This window comes from Streptomyces sp. NPDC059003, from assembly GCF_042740445.1.
In the GTDB taxonomy this organism is placed as follows: domain Bacteria; phylum Actinomycetota; class Actinomycetes; order Streptomycetales; family Streptomycetaceae; genus Streptomyces.
The window spans coordinates 1-16,003 of sequence record NZ_JBHYJH010000191.1 but is presented as its reverse complement, the minus strand read 5'-3'; the positions used below and the strand labels follow the sequence as shown (position 1 = coordinate 16,003).

The following is a 16,003-nucleotide window of genomic DNA, read 5'->3' as shown; positions in this document are numbered from 1 at the left end:
CCTCAAACGCCGGACGGGCTGGATACATCCAGCCCGTCCGGCGCTTTCATGTTTCCGCCGCGCGTGTCCCGTATCTTGATCGCCATGCCCACGAGCCCGACGCGTGACCTGCCCAACTCCCGCACCGAAGCCGATGGTTCGGCCGTCATCCGCGTACTCAGCTACAACATCCGCTCGATGCGCGACGACACGGACGCGCTCGCCCGCGTCATCGCCGCGTGCGCGCCCGACCTCGTCCTCGTGCAGGAGGCGCCGCGGTTCTTCCGCTGGCGCAAGAAGCTGACGCGGCTCGCCCGTGCGGCGGATCTGGTGCTGCTCTCCGGTGGTGCCACGGCGGCCGGGCCCGCGCTGCTCTGCTCGCTGCGGGCGACCGTCGAGCGGACCGAGGACGTGCTGCTTCCGCTGACGCCCGGCCTGCACCGGCGCGGCTTCGCCACGGCCGTCGTCCGCTTCGGCGGCGTCCGGCTCGGCGTCCTGAGCTGCCACTTGAGCCTGCAGAGCGACGAGCGGTACGACCAGGGCGGCATGCTGCTCGACCGGCTCGCCACGATGGGCGTGGACCACGCGGTCGCGGGCGGCGACCTCAACGACCGGCCCGACGGGCGGACGTTCCGCAGGCTGGCGGGCGACCTTCAGGACTGCTGGGCCACCGCGCCCTGGGGCGGCGAGTACACCTCGACGCCCACCGACCCGCACCAGCGCATCGACGGCATCTTCGCGACCCCGGGCGTCCAGGTCCTGGGCTGCGGAGTGCCCCTCGGCCACCCGGGGGTGACGGACGCGGACCTCAGGGCGGCGACGGACCACCTTCCTGTGCTGGCGGCGCTGAGGCTGCCCGCCTAGACGACCGCCCCTCGGCCCGGGTCGTCGTGTTCTTCGTCGTCGTCGCCCTTCATCCGCACCACCAGCGTCGTGAAGCCGCCGAGGAAGCCGCCGATGCCGAGCGTCGTGAGCCACCACGTCATCTGCCAGCCGAGCAGGACGGCGAGCAGCAGCAGCACGGGGCCGCCGATCACGGCCAGCCAGGCGAACTTCGCCGTGACGTCGGCCTCGGGCAGCGGCGGCGGCTCGGGCGGCACGAAGTGGCCCTCGTCGTCCGCGTCGAAGTCGTCCTCGGACGCCTCGGGGGCGTCGTAGTCGCGCGGGCCCGCGCCGCCCACGCCCGGGGCGAAGGAGACCGAGCTGCCGAGCGGCCGCGCGCCGTCACCGCTCTTGTCGCCGATGTCCTTCGAAAGGGCGGAGTCCTTCGACGGGCCGGTGCGCTCCTCGTCGGACGCCGGGCCGTTGGTCTCCGCCTCCAGGAGCGCCAGGTCCTCGACCGACTTGAACGGCTTGGCGCCGGGCGGGTCCGCGGGCTCCTCGCCGTACCCGGCGACGATGGCGCGCCAGGCGGCCTCCTCGTCCAGGGGCACGGCGGGCTCCCCGCCCGGGGGTGCCGTCCGCTCGTCGGGCTCGCGGCTCTCGTCGCGGTCCTGCTGCTCAGCCACCGGTGGCCGTCCCTTCCTTGCCTGCCTTTGCGGCGAGCCGGCCGATGAACGCGTAGCTCTCCTCGAAGATCCGGTCCGCGTCGTGGTCCAACGTCGCGACGTGGTAGCTCTGTTCCAGCAGGAGCTCCGTGACGTCCGTGGACGAGATCCGGCTGAGGACGCGGGCGGAGTCGGCGGGCGGCACCACGTGGTCGTTCGGGCTGTGCAGGAGCAGCAACGGCTGGGTGACCTGCGGCAGTTCCGCGTCGACGAGGCGGAAGAAGCGGCGCATCGAGTGCGCGGCGTGCAGCGGCACGCGGTCGTACCCGATCTCGGCCGAGCCGTCCTTGGCGATGTCGCTGGCGATGCCCTTGGTGGTGGGCACCAGGAAGCGGGCGACCGGCAGGGCGTGCGCGGCCAGGCCGTGCACCTTGTTCGCCGGGTTGACGACGACCACGCCGCGCACCGCGTCGCCGTGCTTCGCGGCGAGCCGCAGGGCGAGGGCGCCGCCCATCGACAGGCCGAAGACGAACACCTCGGCGCAGCGCTCGCTCAGCAGGCGCAGCTCGCGGTCCACCTCCGCGTACCAGTCCTGCCAGCCCGTGACCTGCATGTCCTGCCAGCGTGTGCCGTGTCCTGGGAGCAGCGGCAGGGACACGGTCAGGCCGCGCTCCGCGAGGTACTCCGCCCAGGGGCGCAGGGACTGGGGGGATCCGGTGAAGCCGTGACACAGCAGGACGCCGACCTCGCCGCCCTCGTGGCGGTACGGCTCGGCTCCGGGGAGGACCGGCACCTTCGGTCTCCTTCGTGAGGTGGGGTTGCGTGAGGTGAGGTACTTCGTGTTCGGGGAGTACTTCACGGTACGCGACGGGACCGACACCGACCAGGTCCTTCGCGGCGCGCGGCCCGCCCCGGCGGCGCCCCGGGGCGGGGTCCGCCGGCCGCGCTCCGGGGGGGAGCGGGGGCCTTCGTCGGGTTATGGTCTGATCCACAGACACAGGAGGCACTCGGTTTGATCTACGGCGCAATGAAGCTCTCCATCGGAGGGCCCCTGAAGCTCGCCTTCAGGCCCTGGGTGGAAGGCCTCGAGAACATTCCCGCCGAGGGCCCCGCCATCCTGGCGAGCAACCACCTGTCGTTCTCGGACTCCTTCTTCCTGCCTGCGGTCCTCGACCGCAAGGTCACCTTCATCGCGAAGGCCGAGTACTTCACCACGCCCGGCATCAAGGGCCGGATGACGGCCGCGTTCTTCAAGGGCGTCGGACAGCTGCCGGTGGACCGCTCCGGCGCGCGCGGCGCGGGCGAGGCGGCCATCAAGAGCGGCATCGAGGTCCTGGAGCGCGGCGAGCTGTTCGGGATCTACCCCGAGGGCACCCGCTCGCCCGACGGCCGCCTCTACCGCGGCAAGCCGGGCGGCCTCGCCCGCGTCGCGCTCGCCACCGGCGCCCCGGTCATCCCCGTGGCGATGATCGACACCGAGAAGATCCAGCCGCCCGGAAAGGTGATGCCGAAGCTGATGCGCCCCGGCATCCGCATCGGCGAGCCGCTCGACTTCAGCCGCTACCAGGGCATGGAGCACGACCGCTTCGTCCTGCGCGCGGTCACCGACGAGGTCATGTACGAGATCATGAAGCTCTCCGGCCAGGAGTACGTCGACATGTACGCGACCGCCGCGAAGCGCCAGCTCTCGGAGGCGGCCAAGGCGGCGAAGGAAGCCGTGAAGGCGGAGAAGGCGGAGCGGGAACGGTCCGGCGCCTGACGGCGTCGGTGCAAAGGGGCGCCGCGGGCGCCCCGTGGGGTGGGGGCGTGGGGGTCATGGCCAGGCGCGAAAAAGTCATGAGGATGTCGGTCGAGCTGCCGCTGTGGCGCGCGCTCGCCGGATACCGCGTCCTGACCATGCTGTACGCCATCGCTCTCTTCGTCGCCGCGCACCGCGACTTCGCCCGTCCCTGGGTGGCCATCGCCTACTTCGCGGTGCTCGCCGCCTGGACCCTCGCCACGCTGCCGAAGGTCGCCAACGCGGCGAGCTGCACCAAGCGCTTCCTCGTCGTCGACCTCGCGGTCGCGCTCACCGGCATCCTCCTGACCCGCGCCGCCGACGCCGCCGAGCGGATCTCCGACGGCGGCCCGACGCTGCCCTCGATATGGGCGGCGGGGTCCGTCCTCGCCTTCGCGATCAAGGGCGGCTGGCGCTGGGCCGCCTTCGCGTCGCTGCTCGTGGGCATCGCGAACGTCGTGCAGCGCGGCGCGTTCAGCCGCGACACGGTCCACAACGTCCTGCTCGTGTGCATCGCCTCCATCGCCATCGGCTACGTGGTGGAGGTCGCCCGCGCGTCCGAGCGCACGCTCGCCCGGGCCCTGGAGATCGAGGCCGCCACGCGTGAGCGGGAGCGCCTGGCCCGGGACATCCACGACAGCGTCCTCCAGGTCCTCGCGATGGTGCAGCGCCGCGGCACCGCCATCGGCGGCGAGGCGGCCGAGCTCGGCCGGATGGCGGGCGAGCAGGAGGTCGCCCTGCGCACGCTGGTCGCCGGAGGCCTGGTGCCGGCCTCGCACGCCTCGGAGGACGCCGCGGACGGCGCCGTCGTCCGCGTCGTGGAGGAGCCGGACGACGAGCCGTCCGACACGGCGCCGCGCGACCTGCGCGCGCTGCTCGCGCCGTACGCCGGATCGAAGGTGACGCTCTCGGAGCCCGGCGCGCCCGTGCCGCTCGCCCCGGGCGCCGCCAGGGAACTCGCGGCGGCCGTCGGCGCCGCCCTGGACAATGTCCGCAGGCACGCGGGGGACGGCGCCCGCGCCTGGATCCTCGTCGAGGACGAGCCGGACGCCGTCATCGTGACGGTCCGCGACGACGGGCCGGGCATCCCGGAGGGGCGGCTGGCGCAGGCCGAGGGGGAGGGGCGGCTCGGCGTCGCCCTGTCGATCCGCGGCCGCCTCCGGGACATCGGGGGCACGGCCGAGCTGATCTCGGTGCCGGGCCAGGGAACGGAAGTGGAACTACGCGTCCCCAGGGGCGCAGGGGGGCAGGCAGTGCGTTGATGAGCGAGCAGCGGAAGCAGAGTGCCGGGGACCCGGTCAAGGTGATGGTCGTCGACGACCACCCGATGTGGCGCGACGCCGTCGCCCGCGACCTCGCCGAGTCCGGCTTCGACGTGGTGGCGACCGCGGGCGACGGCGAGCAGGCGGTGCGCCGCGCCCAGGCCGCGGCCCCCGACGTGCTCGTGCTCGACCTGAACCTGCCGCTGAAGCCGGGCGTCCAGGTCTGCAAGGAGCTCGTCGGCGCCAACGCGGCCCTGCGCGTCCTGGTGCTCTCGGCGAGCGGCGAGCACGCCGACGTCCTGGAGGCCGTCAAGTCCGGCGCCACCGGCTACCTGTTGAAGTCCGCGTCCACCGACGAGCTCATCGACGCCGTGCGCCGCACCGCCGTCGGCGACGCCGTGTTCACGCCGGGACTCGCGGGCCTGGTCCTCGGCGAGTACCGCCGCCTGGCGTCCGAGCCCGCCCCCGCGACGCCCGACGAGCCGGGTGCCCCGCGCCTGACCGACCGCGAGACGGAGGTCCTGCGCCTGGTCGCCAAGGGCCTCAGCTACAAGCAGATCGCCGAGCGCCTGGTCATCTCGCACCGCACGGTGCAGAACCACGTCCAGAACACCCTCGGCAAGCTCCAGCTGCACAACCGCGTCGAGCTCGTGCGGTACGCCATCGAGCGCGGCCTCGACACGGACGAGCCCACCGGAGGATGACCCCACCGGCGGGTGACCCCTTCGGGTGAACCGGAGTGCTCGCCCCACCCGCAACTCCCGTACCACGTCCCGGAATTCACCGTTCGCCCCATCCCGGAGTGACGCGGATCACCATTAGCGTGGCCCGCGTCAGCGCAACCGCGGCGAAGGGACATTTCCATGCGGGTCGGAGTTCTGACCGGAGGCGGCGACTGCCCCGGGCTCAATGCCGTCATCCGGGGCGTCGTCCGCAAGGGCGTGCAGGAGTACGGCTATGACTTCGTCGGCTTCCGGGACGGCTGGCGCGGTCCGCTGGAGGGCGACACCGTCCAGCTCGACATCCCCGCCGTACGCGGCATCCTGCCGCGCGGCGGCACCGTGCTCGGCTCCTCGCGCACCAACCCCCTCAAGGTCGAGGGCGGCATCCGCCGCATCAAGGACAACCTCGCCAAGACCGAGGTCGACGCCCTGATCGCGATCGGCGGCGAGGACACCCTCGGCGTCGCCGCGCGCCTCACCGACGAGTACGGCGTGCCCGTCGTCGGCGTACCGAAGACCATCGACAACGACCTGTCCGCCACCGACTACACCTTCGGCTTCGACACGGCCGTCGGCATCGCCACGGAGGCCATCGACCGCCTCCACACCACCGCCGAGTCGCACATGCGGGTCCTGGTCGTCGAGGTCATGGGCCGGCACGCCGGCTGGATCGCGCTGCACTCGGGCCTCGCGGGCGGCGCCAACGTCATCCTCATCCCCGAGCAGCGCTTCGACCTCGACCAGGTCTGCGCCTGGGTCACCTCGCGCTTCAAGGCCTCCTACGCGCCGATCGTCGTCGTCGCCGAAGGGGCGATGCCCAAGGACGGCGAGATGGTCCTCAAGGACGGGTCCCTCGACTCGTTCGGGCACGTGCGCCTGTCCGGGGTCGGCGAGTGGCTGGCCAAGGAGGTGGAGCGGCGCACGGGCAAGGAGGCCCGTACGACGGTCCTCGGCCATGTGCAGCGCGGCGGCACCCCCAGCGCGTTCGACCGCTGGCTCGCCACGCGGTTCGGCCTGCACGCGATCGACGCCGTCCGGGACGGCGACTTCGGCAAGATGGTCGCGCTGCGCGGCACGGACATCGTCCGCGTGCCTATCGCGGATGCGACGGCCAGGCTGAAGACGGTGGACCCCTCCCTGTACGAGGAGGTCGGCGTCTTCTTCGGCTGACGGCCGGTGGGTGGTGCCGCCGCTACCGCGGCGGTTTTCCCTCCCACTCGCCCGCCCGTTTCCACTCGCACGGCAGGTGACCGCCTCCGGCGGGGCCTGATCGCCGCCGGCGGCTGATCCCACCGCGGCGGGTTTTCGGCGCGCCGGGGACGAGCGTCATGGGCGGGCGGGTGGGAGAAACCCCGCCGCGGAGCGGCGGGGGCCGGTTGCCGCCCGACGGCACCAAATGCCACGGAAACGTATATTCACCCTGTACGGAACCTGCGTACCCCAACGGGAGTGAAACCGTGGAGATTCTCGCCTTCGGCGTCCAGGCCGACGAGCGCCCCCTCATCGAGAAGGCCTTCGCCCCGCACCACGACATCCGCTGCCTGGACGTCTTCCTGACGGAGGACACCGCCCCCATCGCCGCCGGCTACGAGATCATCTCCACCAGCGTCAACGCCGTCCTGGACAACCGCGTCCTGCAGACCCTCGCCGCCGGCGGCACCCAGATGATCGCCCAGCGCTCCACGGGCTTCAACAACATCGACCTCCAGGTCGCCGAGCGCCTCGGCCTCACCGTCGCCCGCGTCTCGTACTACTCGCCGTACTCCGTGGCGGAGTTCGCCTGGACCCTGGCGATGGCCGTCAACCGCCGCATCGTCCGCGCGAGCAACCGCACCCGCGACTTCGACTTCCGCCTCGACGGCCTGATGGGCCGGGACTTCCGGGGCCGCACCGTCGGCGTCCTCGGCACCGGCAAGATCGGCGCGGCCTTCGCCCGGATCGCGCACGGCTTCGGCATGACCCTGCTCGGCTGGGACGTCGCCGAGAACCCCGAGTGCGTGGGCCTCGGCATGAAGTACGTCGACAAGGACCGGCTCTTCGCCGAGTCCGACCTGATCAGTCTGCACGTACCGCTGCTGCCCGCGACCCGGCACCTCATCGACGCCGCCGCGCTGCGCGCCATGAAGGACGACGCGATCCTGGTGAACTCCAGCCGCGGCGGCCTCATCGAGACCGACGCCCTCGTCGCGGAGCTCCGCGCGGGCCGCTTCACGGGCGTCGGCCTCGACGTGTACGAGGCGGAGGCCGGGCTCTTCTTCCTCGACAAGTCCCTCGAAGTCGTCGAGGACGACACCCTGGCCCGCCTCGTCACGTTCCCGAACGTCGTGGTCACCTCGCACCAGGCGTACTACACCGAGGACGCCGTCGGCCAGATCATCGACGCCACGGTCACCAACGTCCTCGACTACCGGGCGGGCCGCCGCTCGGAGAACGTGCTCGTGCCCGGGGCCCCGGCCAGCTGACCGAGCAGTTCCCGCACCACGGCCGCGCCGCGCAGCGAGAGCACCGACTCCGGGTGGAACTGGACGCCGGCGAACCCGGGGCCGCGCAGCGCGTGCACCTCGCCCGTGGCCGGGTCGCGGGCGACCTCGACGCCGTGCGCGGCCAGCTCGGCCTCGGCCTCGTCGTCGCAGCGCGCCACGAAGCTGTTGTAGAAGCCGACGGTCTCCCGCCGCCCGAACAGGTCGACCGTCGTCTGCGCCCCCTGGTAGGGGACCTCCTTGCGGACGATCTCCAGGCCCAGCTCGGCCGCGATCAGCTCGTGGCCGAGGCACACGCCGAGCACCGGCCGGCGCCGGTCGCCGATGAGCCCGGCCGTGAGGGAGCGCAGGAGCCGCATCTTCGGGTCGGCCGCGTCGGACGGGTCGCCGGGCCCGGGGCCGAGCACGACCGGGCCCTCGTGCGCCCGCGCGGCGTCCGCGAGGCCCGGCTCGTCGTACCGCCGGACCGTGACCGTGAGCCCCGACGAGCGCAGCACGTGTGCGAGCATCGCCGTGAACGTGTCCTCGCCGTCGACCACGAGCGCGTGCCCCGACAGATCGTGCGCCACCTTCTGCATCCGCAGCCAGAACGGCGCGAGGTGGGCCCGGCGCCCGTCGAGGGCCGCCCGCACCCGCGGGTCGTCGGCGAGCGCGGGCCGCGCGGCCTCGTCCCGCGCGCGCCCGGGCCGCACCCCGAGCGCCGCGAGGACGCCCGCCGCCTTCGCGTGCGTCTCCGCCACCTCACCGGCCGGGTCCGAGCCGCGCACGAGCGTCGCCCCCACCGGCACCCGCAGACGGCCGTCGGCGGCGATGTCGGCGGTGCGGATCAGGATGGGCGAGTCCAGGGTCTGCGCCCCGCCCGCGTCCCGGCCGACCAGGGCGAGCGCCCCCGCGTAGTAGCCGCGCCCGCCCCGTTCGTGGCGCTCGATGACCCGGCAGGCGTTCTGCACGGGCGAGCCGGTGACGGTCGCCGCGAACAGGGTCTCCCTGAGCACGTCCCGCACGTCCAGGGACGACCGCCCCCGCAGCTCGTACTCGGTGTGCGCCAGATGCGCCATCTCCTTCAGACGCGGCCCGACCACCACGCCCCCCATGTCGCCGACCGTGCACATCATCTTGAGCTCCTCGTCGACGACCATCGACAGCTCCTCGGTCTCCTTGGCGTCGGAGAGGAAGCGGAGCAGGCCGTCGACGGTCGGCCCCTCGGCCGGGTAGCGGTAGGTCCCGCTGATGGGGTTCATCACGACGGTCCCGCCGGACATCCGCACATGCACCTCGGGACTCGCCCCGACCAGCGTGCGGTCCCCGGTGTGTACGACGAACGTCCAGTACGCACCGCGCTCGCCGGTGAGCAGCCGCCGGAACAGCGCCAGCGCCTGAGCCCGCCCGAACCCGGGGACCCTGCCCTCGTACGTACGCCGGATCACGAAGTTCGCGCCCTCGCCCCGCCCGATCTCCTCGCGCAGGACCCGGCCGACGGTCTCGGCGTACTCCTCGTCGCTCACGTCGAAGGCCCCGTCCACGACGCGCACGTCCCGCTCGGGGAGGGCCGCGAGGGCGTCGGCGAGCGGCAGTTCGTGCCGCTCCTCGGGGGTGAGGACCAACAGCGGCGTGCCGTCGTCGGTCACGTCGAAGCCGCGCTCCCTGATCTGCCGGAACGGCACGAGCGCGAGGCCCTCGGGGATGTCGGCGAGAGCGTCGTACGCGGCCACGGGGCCGATCAGGACCTCCACCGTGTCCTGGTCGCGGCCGGGCGTGCGGCGGCGCAGGAGGGCGAACGGTCGGTCGTCGGTCATGACGTCGGAGAGGTGCATGGCGGCTGTTCCTTCTCTGGGCGGGAGAGGAACGGCCGGTCCCGGACGCCGTCCGGGAAACACTGAAGGCCGCCCCTCGGGCGGCCTTCGCGATGTCTGCTGGGTACGCGCAGTCAGTGGGCCGCCGGATGAGCGGGCCACCACCAGGAGCGGGTCGACTGCGTGAACATGCCCCGCACCCTAGCGCATCACGGGCGCGTCATCAGGCCGTCGAACGCCTCGTCCAGGTAGGCGCCGAACTCGTCCTCGCCGGGCAGCACCGACGGCACCGCGTGCCCGAGCTGGGCGTGGCCCAGGTAGACCGTGTACGCGAGCAGGCCGCGGCGGCGGGCCTCCGGCTCGGGGAAGCCGAGCTCGGCGAAGAGCCCGGCCACGTACGCGACGCGGCGCTCGGTCACCCGGCGCAGGGCGGCGGCGACCTTGGGGTGCGAGGCGGTCGCGAGCAGCGAGATCTCGAGCGGGTCGGCGGACGCCGAGCTGATGGCCTCGGCGAAGAGCAGCCGGATGCGCCTGCGGACGTCCGGCTCGGCCTCGACCTCGCTGATGACCCCCTCGGTGCTGATCTCCGTCCAGCGGTCGAGCGCGGCCTCGATCAGGGCGTCGCGGTTCGCGAAGTGCCAGTAGAAGCTCCCCTTGGTGGTGCCGAGCCGGACCGCGAGCGGCTCCACGGCGACCGCCGCGAGCCCGCCGTCGGCGATCGCGGCGAGCGCCGCGTCGGCCCAGTCCCGAGCGCTGAGCCGGGCCTTCGCCGGGGTCTTCCGCTGCTGCCGTTGCGCCATGACCATACGCTACCGTACGGTTGACCATACGGAAGCGTATGGAGGTGCGCCGTGGGTGTCGTACGCAATGTGCACGAGCGAGTGATTCCGGTCCCGGCCGACGTGGTGGGGGCGCTGATCGACCGCCTGTCGGCCCCGGACGACCCCCTCTTCCCGACCCCCGCCTGGCCCGCGATGACCCTCGACCGGCCGCTCGGCGTGGGCGCGACCGGCGGCCACGGCCCGGTCCGGTACCGGGTGGCGGCGTACGAGCCCGGGCGCCGCGTCCGCTTCGACTTCACCGACCCCGGGGGCGGCTTCCACGAGCTGACCGTCGAGCCGCTGGGGGAGCGCCGCTGCCGCGTGCGGCACGTCCTGGTGACCGAGCCGAAGGGCCGGGAGCGGCTCCTGTGGCCCACGGTGATCCGGCCCGTGCACGACACGATGGTCGAGGAGCTCTTCGACAACGTCGAGCGGGCCGCGACGGGCGACTGCGCGTCCCCCGTCCGCTGGACGCCCCGTGTCCGACTGCTCAACCGTCTCGGCTGGGACCGCCCGGAAACGGTCGACCGGCCCGCGGACGCCCGCCTGATCCGCGACGCCGTCGACCGCCCCGGCTACCGGGACGCGTACCGCATGCCGCTGCTCCCCGGCCTGCCCCGCGACCCCGGGGCCTGGACCGGCGTCCTGCGGGGCTTCCCGGTCCTGGCCCGCGAGGACGGCGAGGTGCTCCTGGACGTCCAGGTCAAGGGCCTGACCGCCCGCGCATCGATCCACGTCGACGACGGGCACATCACTCTCAGCACGGCCGTTCGCGCCGACACGGCCCGCGGCCGGCTCTACTGGGGCGTGGTGCGGCTCGCGCACCCCCGCATGGCGCGCCTGATGCTGCGGCGCACGCACCGGGCGTTGGCACTCGCCGCCCCGAGCGCGGCCGAGCGCTCGGTGTCTGACCCGTCTCACTTTGTGAGCGGGTGAATGGACGCCCCGGCGAACCCTTTAGTGTTGACGGCGTGACCGTGAACGCTAAGACCAGCGCGAGCGCTGGCAACACCTGGCGAAACCTGCCCGCGGCGCAGCAGCCCGAGTACCCCGATGCCGAGGCTCTGCGCGATGTGATCGCGGACCTCGAGTCGTATCCGCCGCTCGTCTTCGCGGGCGAGTGCGACCAGCTGCGCGCCCGCATGGCGGCCGTCGCCAAGGGAGAGGCGTTCCTGCTCCAGGGCGGCGACTGCGCCGAGGCCTTCGACGCCGTCTCGGCCGATCACATCCGGAACAAGCTCAAGACCCTGCTCCAGATGGGCGCCGTCCTCACGTACGCCGCCTCCGTGCCGGTCGTGAAGGTCGGCCGCATCGCCGGGCAGTACTCGAAGCCGCGCTCCAAGCCCACCGAGACCCGCGACGGCGTGACCCTGCCGACCTACCGCGGCGACTCGGTCAACGGCTTCGACTTCACCGAGGCGGCCCGCGTCCCGGACCCCGAGCGCCTGAAGCGGATGTACAACGCCTCCGCGTCGACGCTCAACCTGGTGCGCGCCTTCACCACCGGCGGCTACGCCGACCTGCGCCAGGTGCACGCCTGGAACCAGGACTTCGTGAAGTCGTCCCCGTCCGGCCAGCGCTACGAGCAGCTGGCCCGCGAGATCGACAACGCGCTCAACTTCATGCGGGCCTGCGGCACGGACCCGGAGGAGTTCAAGACGGTCGAGTTCTTCTCGTCCCACGAGGCGCTGCTTCTCGACTACGAGTCGGCGCTGACCCGCGTCGACTCCCGCACGGGCGAGCTGTACGACGTCTCGGGCCACATGGTCTGGATCGGCGAGCGCACCCGTCAACTGGACGGCGCGCACATCGAGTTCGCCTCGAGGATCCGCAACCCGATCGGCATCAAGCTCGGCCCGACGACGACGGCCGAGGAGGCGCTGCAGTACATCGAGCGCCTCGACCCGGAGCGCGAGCCCGGCCGGCTCACCTTCATCGCCCGCATGGGCGCGGACAAGGTCCGCGACAAGCTCCCCGAGCTGGTCGAGAAGGTCACCGCGTCCGGCGCGACGGTCGCCTGGATCACCGACCCGATGCACGGCAACACCTACGAGGCGGCGTCCGGCCACAAGACCCGCCGCTTCGACGACGTGCTCGACGAGGTCAAGGGCTTCTTCGAGGTCCACAAGGCGCTCGGCACGCACCCGGGCGGCATCCACGTGGAGCTCACCGGCGACGACGTCACGGAGTGCGTGGGCGGCGGCGACGAGATCTTCGTCGACGACCTGCACCAGCGCTACGAGACGGCCTGCGACCCGCGGCTCAACCGCAGCCAGTCGCTGGACCTGGCCTTCCTGGTGGCGGAGATGTACCGGGACCAGTAGGCACAGCGCGTACAGAGGTACAGGTGGGGCGCGGATCCGTGTGATCCGTGCCCCACCGGCGTACCCGGGACTTTTGTGGGTCCGGGGTCGCGGGTAAGGTTAGGTTAGCCTCACCGATCAATCGGGACGGCGCTACCGATAGATCCTGACCGGGAGGTGAACCGCGTGTACGTCTGCAACTGCTTCGGGGTGACCGAGGCACAGGTGAAGAAGCACGCGGAGGACGGCGCCTGCACCCCCCGCCAGATAGCGTCGGCCTGCAAGGCGGGCACCGACTGCGGGTCGTGCGTGCGGCGCATCCAGGCACTGCTCGGCCGGGGCGCGTGCCCGCGGCGTGAGCTGGTCGACCAGGGCGATCCTGCGGTGGCCCTGGTCCCGGAGGCGGAGCTGCCGGAAGCGGCCTAGCCGCTGCCGGGGCGCCCGGGGCGGGCCCTGGGCCGGGCCCTGGGCCGGGTCAGCTCTCCGGCTGCTCGATGAGCTGCGCGATGTACAGCGGCTCGCCGAGCTTCTCCACCAGCTCCAGCTGGGTGTCGAGATAGTCGATGTGGTGCTCCTCGTCCTCGAGGATCGACTCGAAGATGTTCGCGGACGTGATGTCGCCCTTGGCGCGCATCACCTCGATCCCGCGCTTGAGGCGGTCGATCGCCTCGACCTCGATCTGCCGGTCGGCCTGGAACATCTCGGTGACGGACTGGCCGATGCGGACGTGGAAGAGCCGCTGGTAGTTGGGCAGGCCGTCGAGGAAGAGGATCCGGTCGGTCAGCACCTCCGCGTGCTTCATCTCGTCGATCGACTCGGACCGGGTGAACTTGGCGAGCTTCGTCCAGCCGTTGTTCTCCTGCATCTTCGCGTGCAGGAAGTACTGGTTGATCGCGGTGAGCTCGGCGGTCAGCTGCTCGTTGAGGAATTCGATGACCTCGGGGTCGCCCTGCATCGCAGAGGCTCCTTCCAAGCGGGGGGACTGGCAGGTGCGCGCATCCTTGCACTGGCGTCCGAGGGGCGTCCAGTAAGTGCACGCTTAGTAGGAGTTGCCCGAATCCACGTATACCTGGTCACGTCCACTGCTCCCCGTCTGTCAGGATGGAGGCATGGGTCAGCCGGTGGGTCGCACATCTCGGGACGGAGCGGATCCGGAGCTTCCGCCGGGGCAGCGACTGCAGCGCGGCTGGCCGGTCACGCACTACGGCCCGGTGCCCAAGTTCCGCCCGGAGCGCTGGGACTTCAGGGTCTTCGGGGCCACGGCCGACGGCGAGAAGCACTCCTGGACGCACGAGGAGTTCTCGGCCCTTCCGTACGCGACGGTGGTCGCCGATCTGCACTGCGTCACGAAGTTCAGCATGCTCGGCGCCGAGTGGGGCGGTGTGCTCGCCCGTGACGTCCTCGCGCTCGCCCCGCCCGCGCCGAACGTCACCCACGTCATGGTCTGGGCCGAGTACGGCTTCAGCTCGAACCTCCGGATGGCGGACTTCGTCTCCGAGCGCACGATTTTCGCCACGCACAAGGGCGGCGAACTCCTCACCGCGGAGCACGGCTTCCCGCTGCGGCTCGTGGTGCCCCACCTGTACGCGTGGAAGGGCCCGAAGTGGGTCCGCGGCATCGAGTACATGACCGCCGACCGCCGCGGCTTCTGGGAGGAGCGGGGGTACCACAACATCGGCGACCCCTGGCGCGAGCAGCGCTACTCGTACCAGGAAGAGCCCGGGGACGGCCCCGAGCTCTGACTCCTGGCTGTGCTGTTGTGGCCGGTCAGTGGTGGTACTGGTGCACCACCGCGTGGCCCTTGCCGCGGCCGATCATCCACTTGTTCACCGGCGTCGTGATCACGAAGGCGGCGGCGAGCGCGATCGCGAGGACGTACCAGAACATCGCGTCCGACAGATGCGCGTCCATGCCGTCGGGCCACAGCGCGATCACGCCGTTGTCGATGAGCTCCATGACGGCGATCGACAGCGTGTCCGCGGCGAGGGCGACCCGGATCGCTGTCCTGAAGTCGACGCCCGCCTTGAGGATGCCGCGCAGCGTCAGCGAGTAGCCGAAGAAGAACGCGAGCACGATCGCGAGGGCCATCGTCGGCATGTTGCCCCAGCCGAGCGCGGTGCCGATGATCATCCCGAGCACCTCGCCGATGGCGCACCCGGTGAGGCAGTGCAGGGTCGCCTGCGCGGCCATGGACCAGGAGACCTTGCCGCCGCCGTGCTGGTGGTGTGCGTGTGCGTGTGCGTGCGCCGCGTGGTCGTGGTGCCCGTGCGTGTCGTGCTGCATGTGGTGTCCCCCAGCGTCAGAGAGCGGTTCCTGCGACTCAGCAGGAACCGTATACCCCCTCGGGGTATTCCTCAAGGGATCTTCAGTCGTGAGGATCTTCAGTTGTCGGGACGCTCGGCCGCACCGGAGCCGTCTCAGCCCTGGCGCAGCTCCTTGAGCCGTGCCACGTCCGCCGCGTGTCCTTCCTTGCCGCCGGGCGTCTCGATGATCAGCGGTACGCCGTCCATGGCCGGGTGGGCGATCAGCTCGCGGAAGGCCTCGGGGCCGATGTGGCCCGCGCCGATGTTCTCGTGCCGGTCCTTGTGGGCGCCCACGACGTCCTTGGAGTCGTTGGCGTGCACCAGCTTCAGGCGGCCCTCGCCGACGGTGTCGACGAGCAGGTCCAGGGTCTGCCGGGCGCCGTCGGGGCCGGTCAGATCGTGCCCGGCGGCGAAGATGTGGCAGGTGTCCAGGCAGACGCCGAGCTTGGGATGGGCGTCGAGGGCCTCGAAGTACGGCCCGAAGTCCCAGGTGCGCGAGCACAGCGAGGAGCCCTGGCCCGCGGTCGACTCCAGGAGCAGGAACGGGTCGTCGTCGTGCGTCAGCTCGTCGAGCAGCGGCAGCATGCGCTCGCGCACCTGCCGCAGTGCCACGCCGCGGTCCCGGCCGCCCGTCGCCGAGCCCGTGTGCACGACCACGCCAAGGGCGCCGATCTCGCGGCCGCGGCGCAGGGAGTGCCGCAGCGACTCCACGGACTTCTCGACCGTCGCCTCCGTGTGCGAACCGAAGTTGATGAGGTAGGGCGCGTGGACGTACGCCGGGATGCCCTCGGCCGCGCAGGCCTGGCGGAACGCCTCGTCCTGCTGGGGGTTGCCGGGTGGGGTCGCCCAGCCTCGTGGGTTCGCGACGAAGACCTGGACGGTTTCCGCGGCCAGGTCGTGGGCGTAGGCGAGGCCTACGGAGGCGAGGCCGCCGGCCACGGGGACGTGGCTGCCGACGGGGTTGCGGTGGGGTTTGGTGCTGGTCACGGGGTCAAGGGTGGCATGGGGGGTGGGGGTCCTCGCGGGGCGCCCCAGACCCCGGTCCTCAAACGCCGGACGGGCTGAAGAATTCAGCC

The 16,003-nt window shown here is 72.0% G+C and carries 18 protein-coding genes; 10 read left to right on the top strand and 8 right to left on the bottom strand.

Features of this window, described 5'->3' with window-relative positions:
* Positions 1–84: 84 nt before the first annotated feature.
* The gene (locus ACFWZ5_RS39000) at positions 85–843 is read left to right on the top strand and encodes an endonuclease/exonuclease/phosphatase family protein (protein ID WP_384801401.1); all 759 of its coding nucleotides are present in this window, start codon (positions 85–87) and stop codon (positions 841–843) included.
* On the opposite strand, the gene ACFWZ5_RS38995 is transcribed toward ACFWZ5_RS39000, so the two are convergent.
* Both ACFWZ5_RS38995 and ACFWZ5_RS38990 read right to left on the bottom strand, forming a co-directional pair.
* A complete protein-coding gene (locus ACFWZ5_RS38995) occupies positions 840–1,487 on the bottom strand; it encodes a hypothetical protein (protein ID WP_384801405.1) in 648 nt (215 codons plus the stop codon). The two genes, ACFWZ5_RS39000 and ACFWZ5_RS38995, sit on opposite strands and share 4 nt — an antisense overlap.
* The gene (locus ACFWZ5_RS38990) at positions 1,480–2,259 is read right to left on the bottom strand and encodes an alpha/beta hydrolase (protein ID WP_384801408.1); all 780 of its coding nucleotides are present in this window, start codon (positions 2,257–2,259) and stop codon (positions 1,480–1,482) included. The genes ACFWZ5_RS38995 and ACFWZ5_RS38990 overlap by 8 nt, the downstream gene beginning before the upstream one ends.
* A 222-nt stretch (positions 2,260–2,481) precedes the next feature.
* Here ACFWZ5_RS38990 and ACFWZ5_RS38985 point away from each other — a divergent pair, with 222 nt between their 5' ends.
* The 5 genes from ACFWZ5_RS38985 to ACFWZ5_RS38965 all read left to right on the top strand — a co-directional run bounded on the left by ACFWZ5_RS38985 (position 2,482) and on the right by ACFWZ5_RS38965 (position 7,689).
* Positions 2,482–3,225 (top strand): lysophospholipid acyltransferase family protein, encoded by a 744-nt coding sequence (locus ACFWZ5_RS38985; protein ID WP_384801448.1) that lies wholly within the window; start codon positions 2,482–2,484, stop codon positions 3,223–3,225.
* 56 nt (positions 3,226–3,281) lie between these two features.
* Positions 3,282–4,505: a MacS family sensor histidine kinase gene (macS, locus tag ACFWZ5_RS38980; RefSeq protein ID WP_384801410.1), complete on the top strand. Its 1,224-nt coding sequence runs from the start codon at positions 3,282–3,284 to the stop codon at positions 4,503–4,505.
* On the top strand, positions 4,505–5,209 hold the full coding sequence (locus ACFWZ5_RS38975; RefSeq protein ID WP_384801413.1) for a response regulator: 705 nt from the start codon (positions 4,505–4,507) through the stop codon (positions 5,207–5,209). The genes macS and ACFWZ5_RS38975 overlap by 1 nt, the downstream gene beginning before the upstream one ends.
* Before the next feature lie 159 nt (positions 5,210–5,368).
* The gene (locus ACFWZ5_RS38970; RefSeq protein WP_384801415.1) at positions 5,369–6,397 is read left to right on the top strand and encodes a 6-phosphofructokinase; all 1,029 of its coding nucleotides are present in this window, start codon (positions 5,369–5,371) and stop codon (positions 6,395–6,397) included.
* A gap of 287 nt (positions 6,398–6,684) precedes the next feature.
* Complete coding sequence (locus tag ACFWZ5_RS38965) at positions 6,685–7,689, top strand: 2-hydroxyacid dehydrogenase (RefSeq protein WP_384801418.1); 1,005 nt, start codon at positions 6,685–6,687, stop codon at positions 7,687–7,689.
* Here the strand turns inward: ACFWZ5_RS38965 and ACFWZ5_RS38960 are convergent.
* The 3 genes from ACFWZ5_RS38960 to ACFWZ5_RS38950 all read right to left on the bottom strand — a co-directional run bounded on the left by ACFWZ5_RS38960 (position 7,632) and on the right by ACFWZ5_RS38950 (position 10,306).
* Positions 7,632–9,521, bottom strand: a complete 1,890-nt coding sequence (locus tag ACFWZ5_RS38960) for an anthranilate synthase family protein (protein ID WP_384801421.1) — start codon at positions 9,519–9,521, stop codon at positions 7,632–7,634. The genes ACFWZ5_RS38965 and ACFWZ5_RS38960 overlap by 58 nt on opposite strands.
* A gap of 113 nt (positions 9,522–9,634) precedes the next feature.
* On the bottom strand, positions 9,635–9,691 hold the full coding sequence (locus ACFWZ5_RS38955) for a trp operon leader peptide (RefSeq protein ID WP_138966368.1): 57 nt from the start codon (positions 9,689–9,691) through the stop codon (positions 9,635–9,637).
* Between the two features lie 18 nt (positions 9,692–9,709).
* Positions 9,710–10,306, bottom strand: coding sequence for a TetR/AcrR family transcriptional regulator (locus ACFWZ5_RS38950; protein WP_384801424.1), 597 nt, complete (start codon positions 10,304–10,306; stop codon positions 9,710–9,712).
* Between the two features lie 45 nt (positions 10,307–10,351).
* Between ACFWZ5_RS38950 and ACFWZ5_RS38945 the strand changes: the two genes are divergently transcribed.
* From ACFWZ5_RS38945 to ACFWZ5_RS38935, 3 genes are all read left to right on the top strand, one after another.
* On the top strand, positions 10,352–11,257 hold the full coding sequence (locus tag ACFWZ5_RS38945; RefSeq protein ID WP_384801427.1) for a DUF2867 domain-containing protein: 906 nt from the start codon (positions 10,352–10,354) through the stop codon (positions 11,255–11,257).
* A gap of 35 nt (positions 11,258–11,292) precedes the next feature.
* The gene (locus ACFWZ5_RS38940; protein ID WP_384801430.1) at positions 11,293–12,645 is read left to right on the top strand and encodes a class II 3-deoxy-7-phosphoheptulonate synthase; all 1,353 of its coding nucleotides are present in this window, start codon (positions 11,293–11,295) and stop codon (positions 12,643–12,645) included.
* A 156-nt stretch (positions 12,646–12,801) separates the two neighbouring features.
* Positions 12,802–13,050: a bacterioferritin-associated ferredoxin gene (locus ACFWZ5_RS38935; protein ID WP_384801433.1), complete on the top strand. Its 249-nt coding sequence runs from the start codon at positions 12,802–12,804 to the stop codon at positions 13,048–13,050.
* 49 nt (positions 13,051–13,099) lie between these two features.
* Here the strand turns inward: ACFWZ5_RS38935 and bfr are convergent, their stop codons facing one another.
* Complete coding sequence (gene bfr, locus ACFWZ5_RS38930) at positions 13,100–13,579, bottom strand: bacterioferritin (RefSeq protein ID WP_384801436.1); 480 nt, start codon at positions 13,577–13,579, stop codon at positions 13,100–13,102.
* 154 nt (positions 13,580–13,733) lie between these two features.
* On the opposite strand from bfr, the gene ACFWZ5_RS38925 reads away from it, so the two are divergent.
* On the top strand, positions 13,734–14,366 hold the full coding sequence (locus ACFWZ5_RS38925; RefSeq protein ID WP_384801439.1) for a sulfite oxidase-like oxidoreductase: 633 nt from the start codon (positions 13,734–13,736) through the stop codon (positions 14,364–14,366).
* A gap of 25 nt (positions 14,367–14,391) precedes the next feature.
* Here ACFWZ5_RS38925 and ACFWZ5_RS38920 read toward each other — a convergent pair whose 3' ends face one another.
* Together ACFWZ5_RS38920 and ACFWZ5_RS38915 are read right to left on the bottom strand one after the other, a co-directional pair.
* Positions 14,392–14,907: a DUF4396 domain-containing protein gene (locus tag ACFWZ5_RS38920; RefSeq protein ID WP_384801442.1), complete on the bottom strand. Its 516-nt coding sequence runs from the start codon at positions 14,905–14,907 to the stop codon at positions 14,392–14,394.
* A gap of 134 nt (positions 14,908–15,041) precedes the next feature.
* Positions 15,042–15,914: a deoxyribonuclease IV gene (locus ACFWZ5_RS38915; RefSeq protein WP_384801445.1), complete on the bottom strand. Its 873-nt coding sequence runs from the start codon at positions 15,912–15,914 to the stop codon at positions 15,042–15,044.
* Positions 15,915–16,003: the final 89 nt, after the last annotated feature.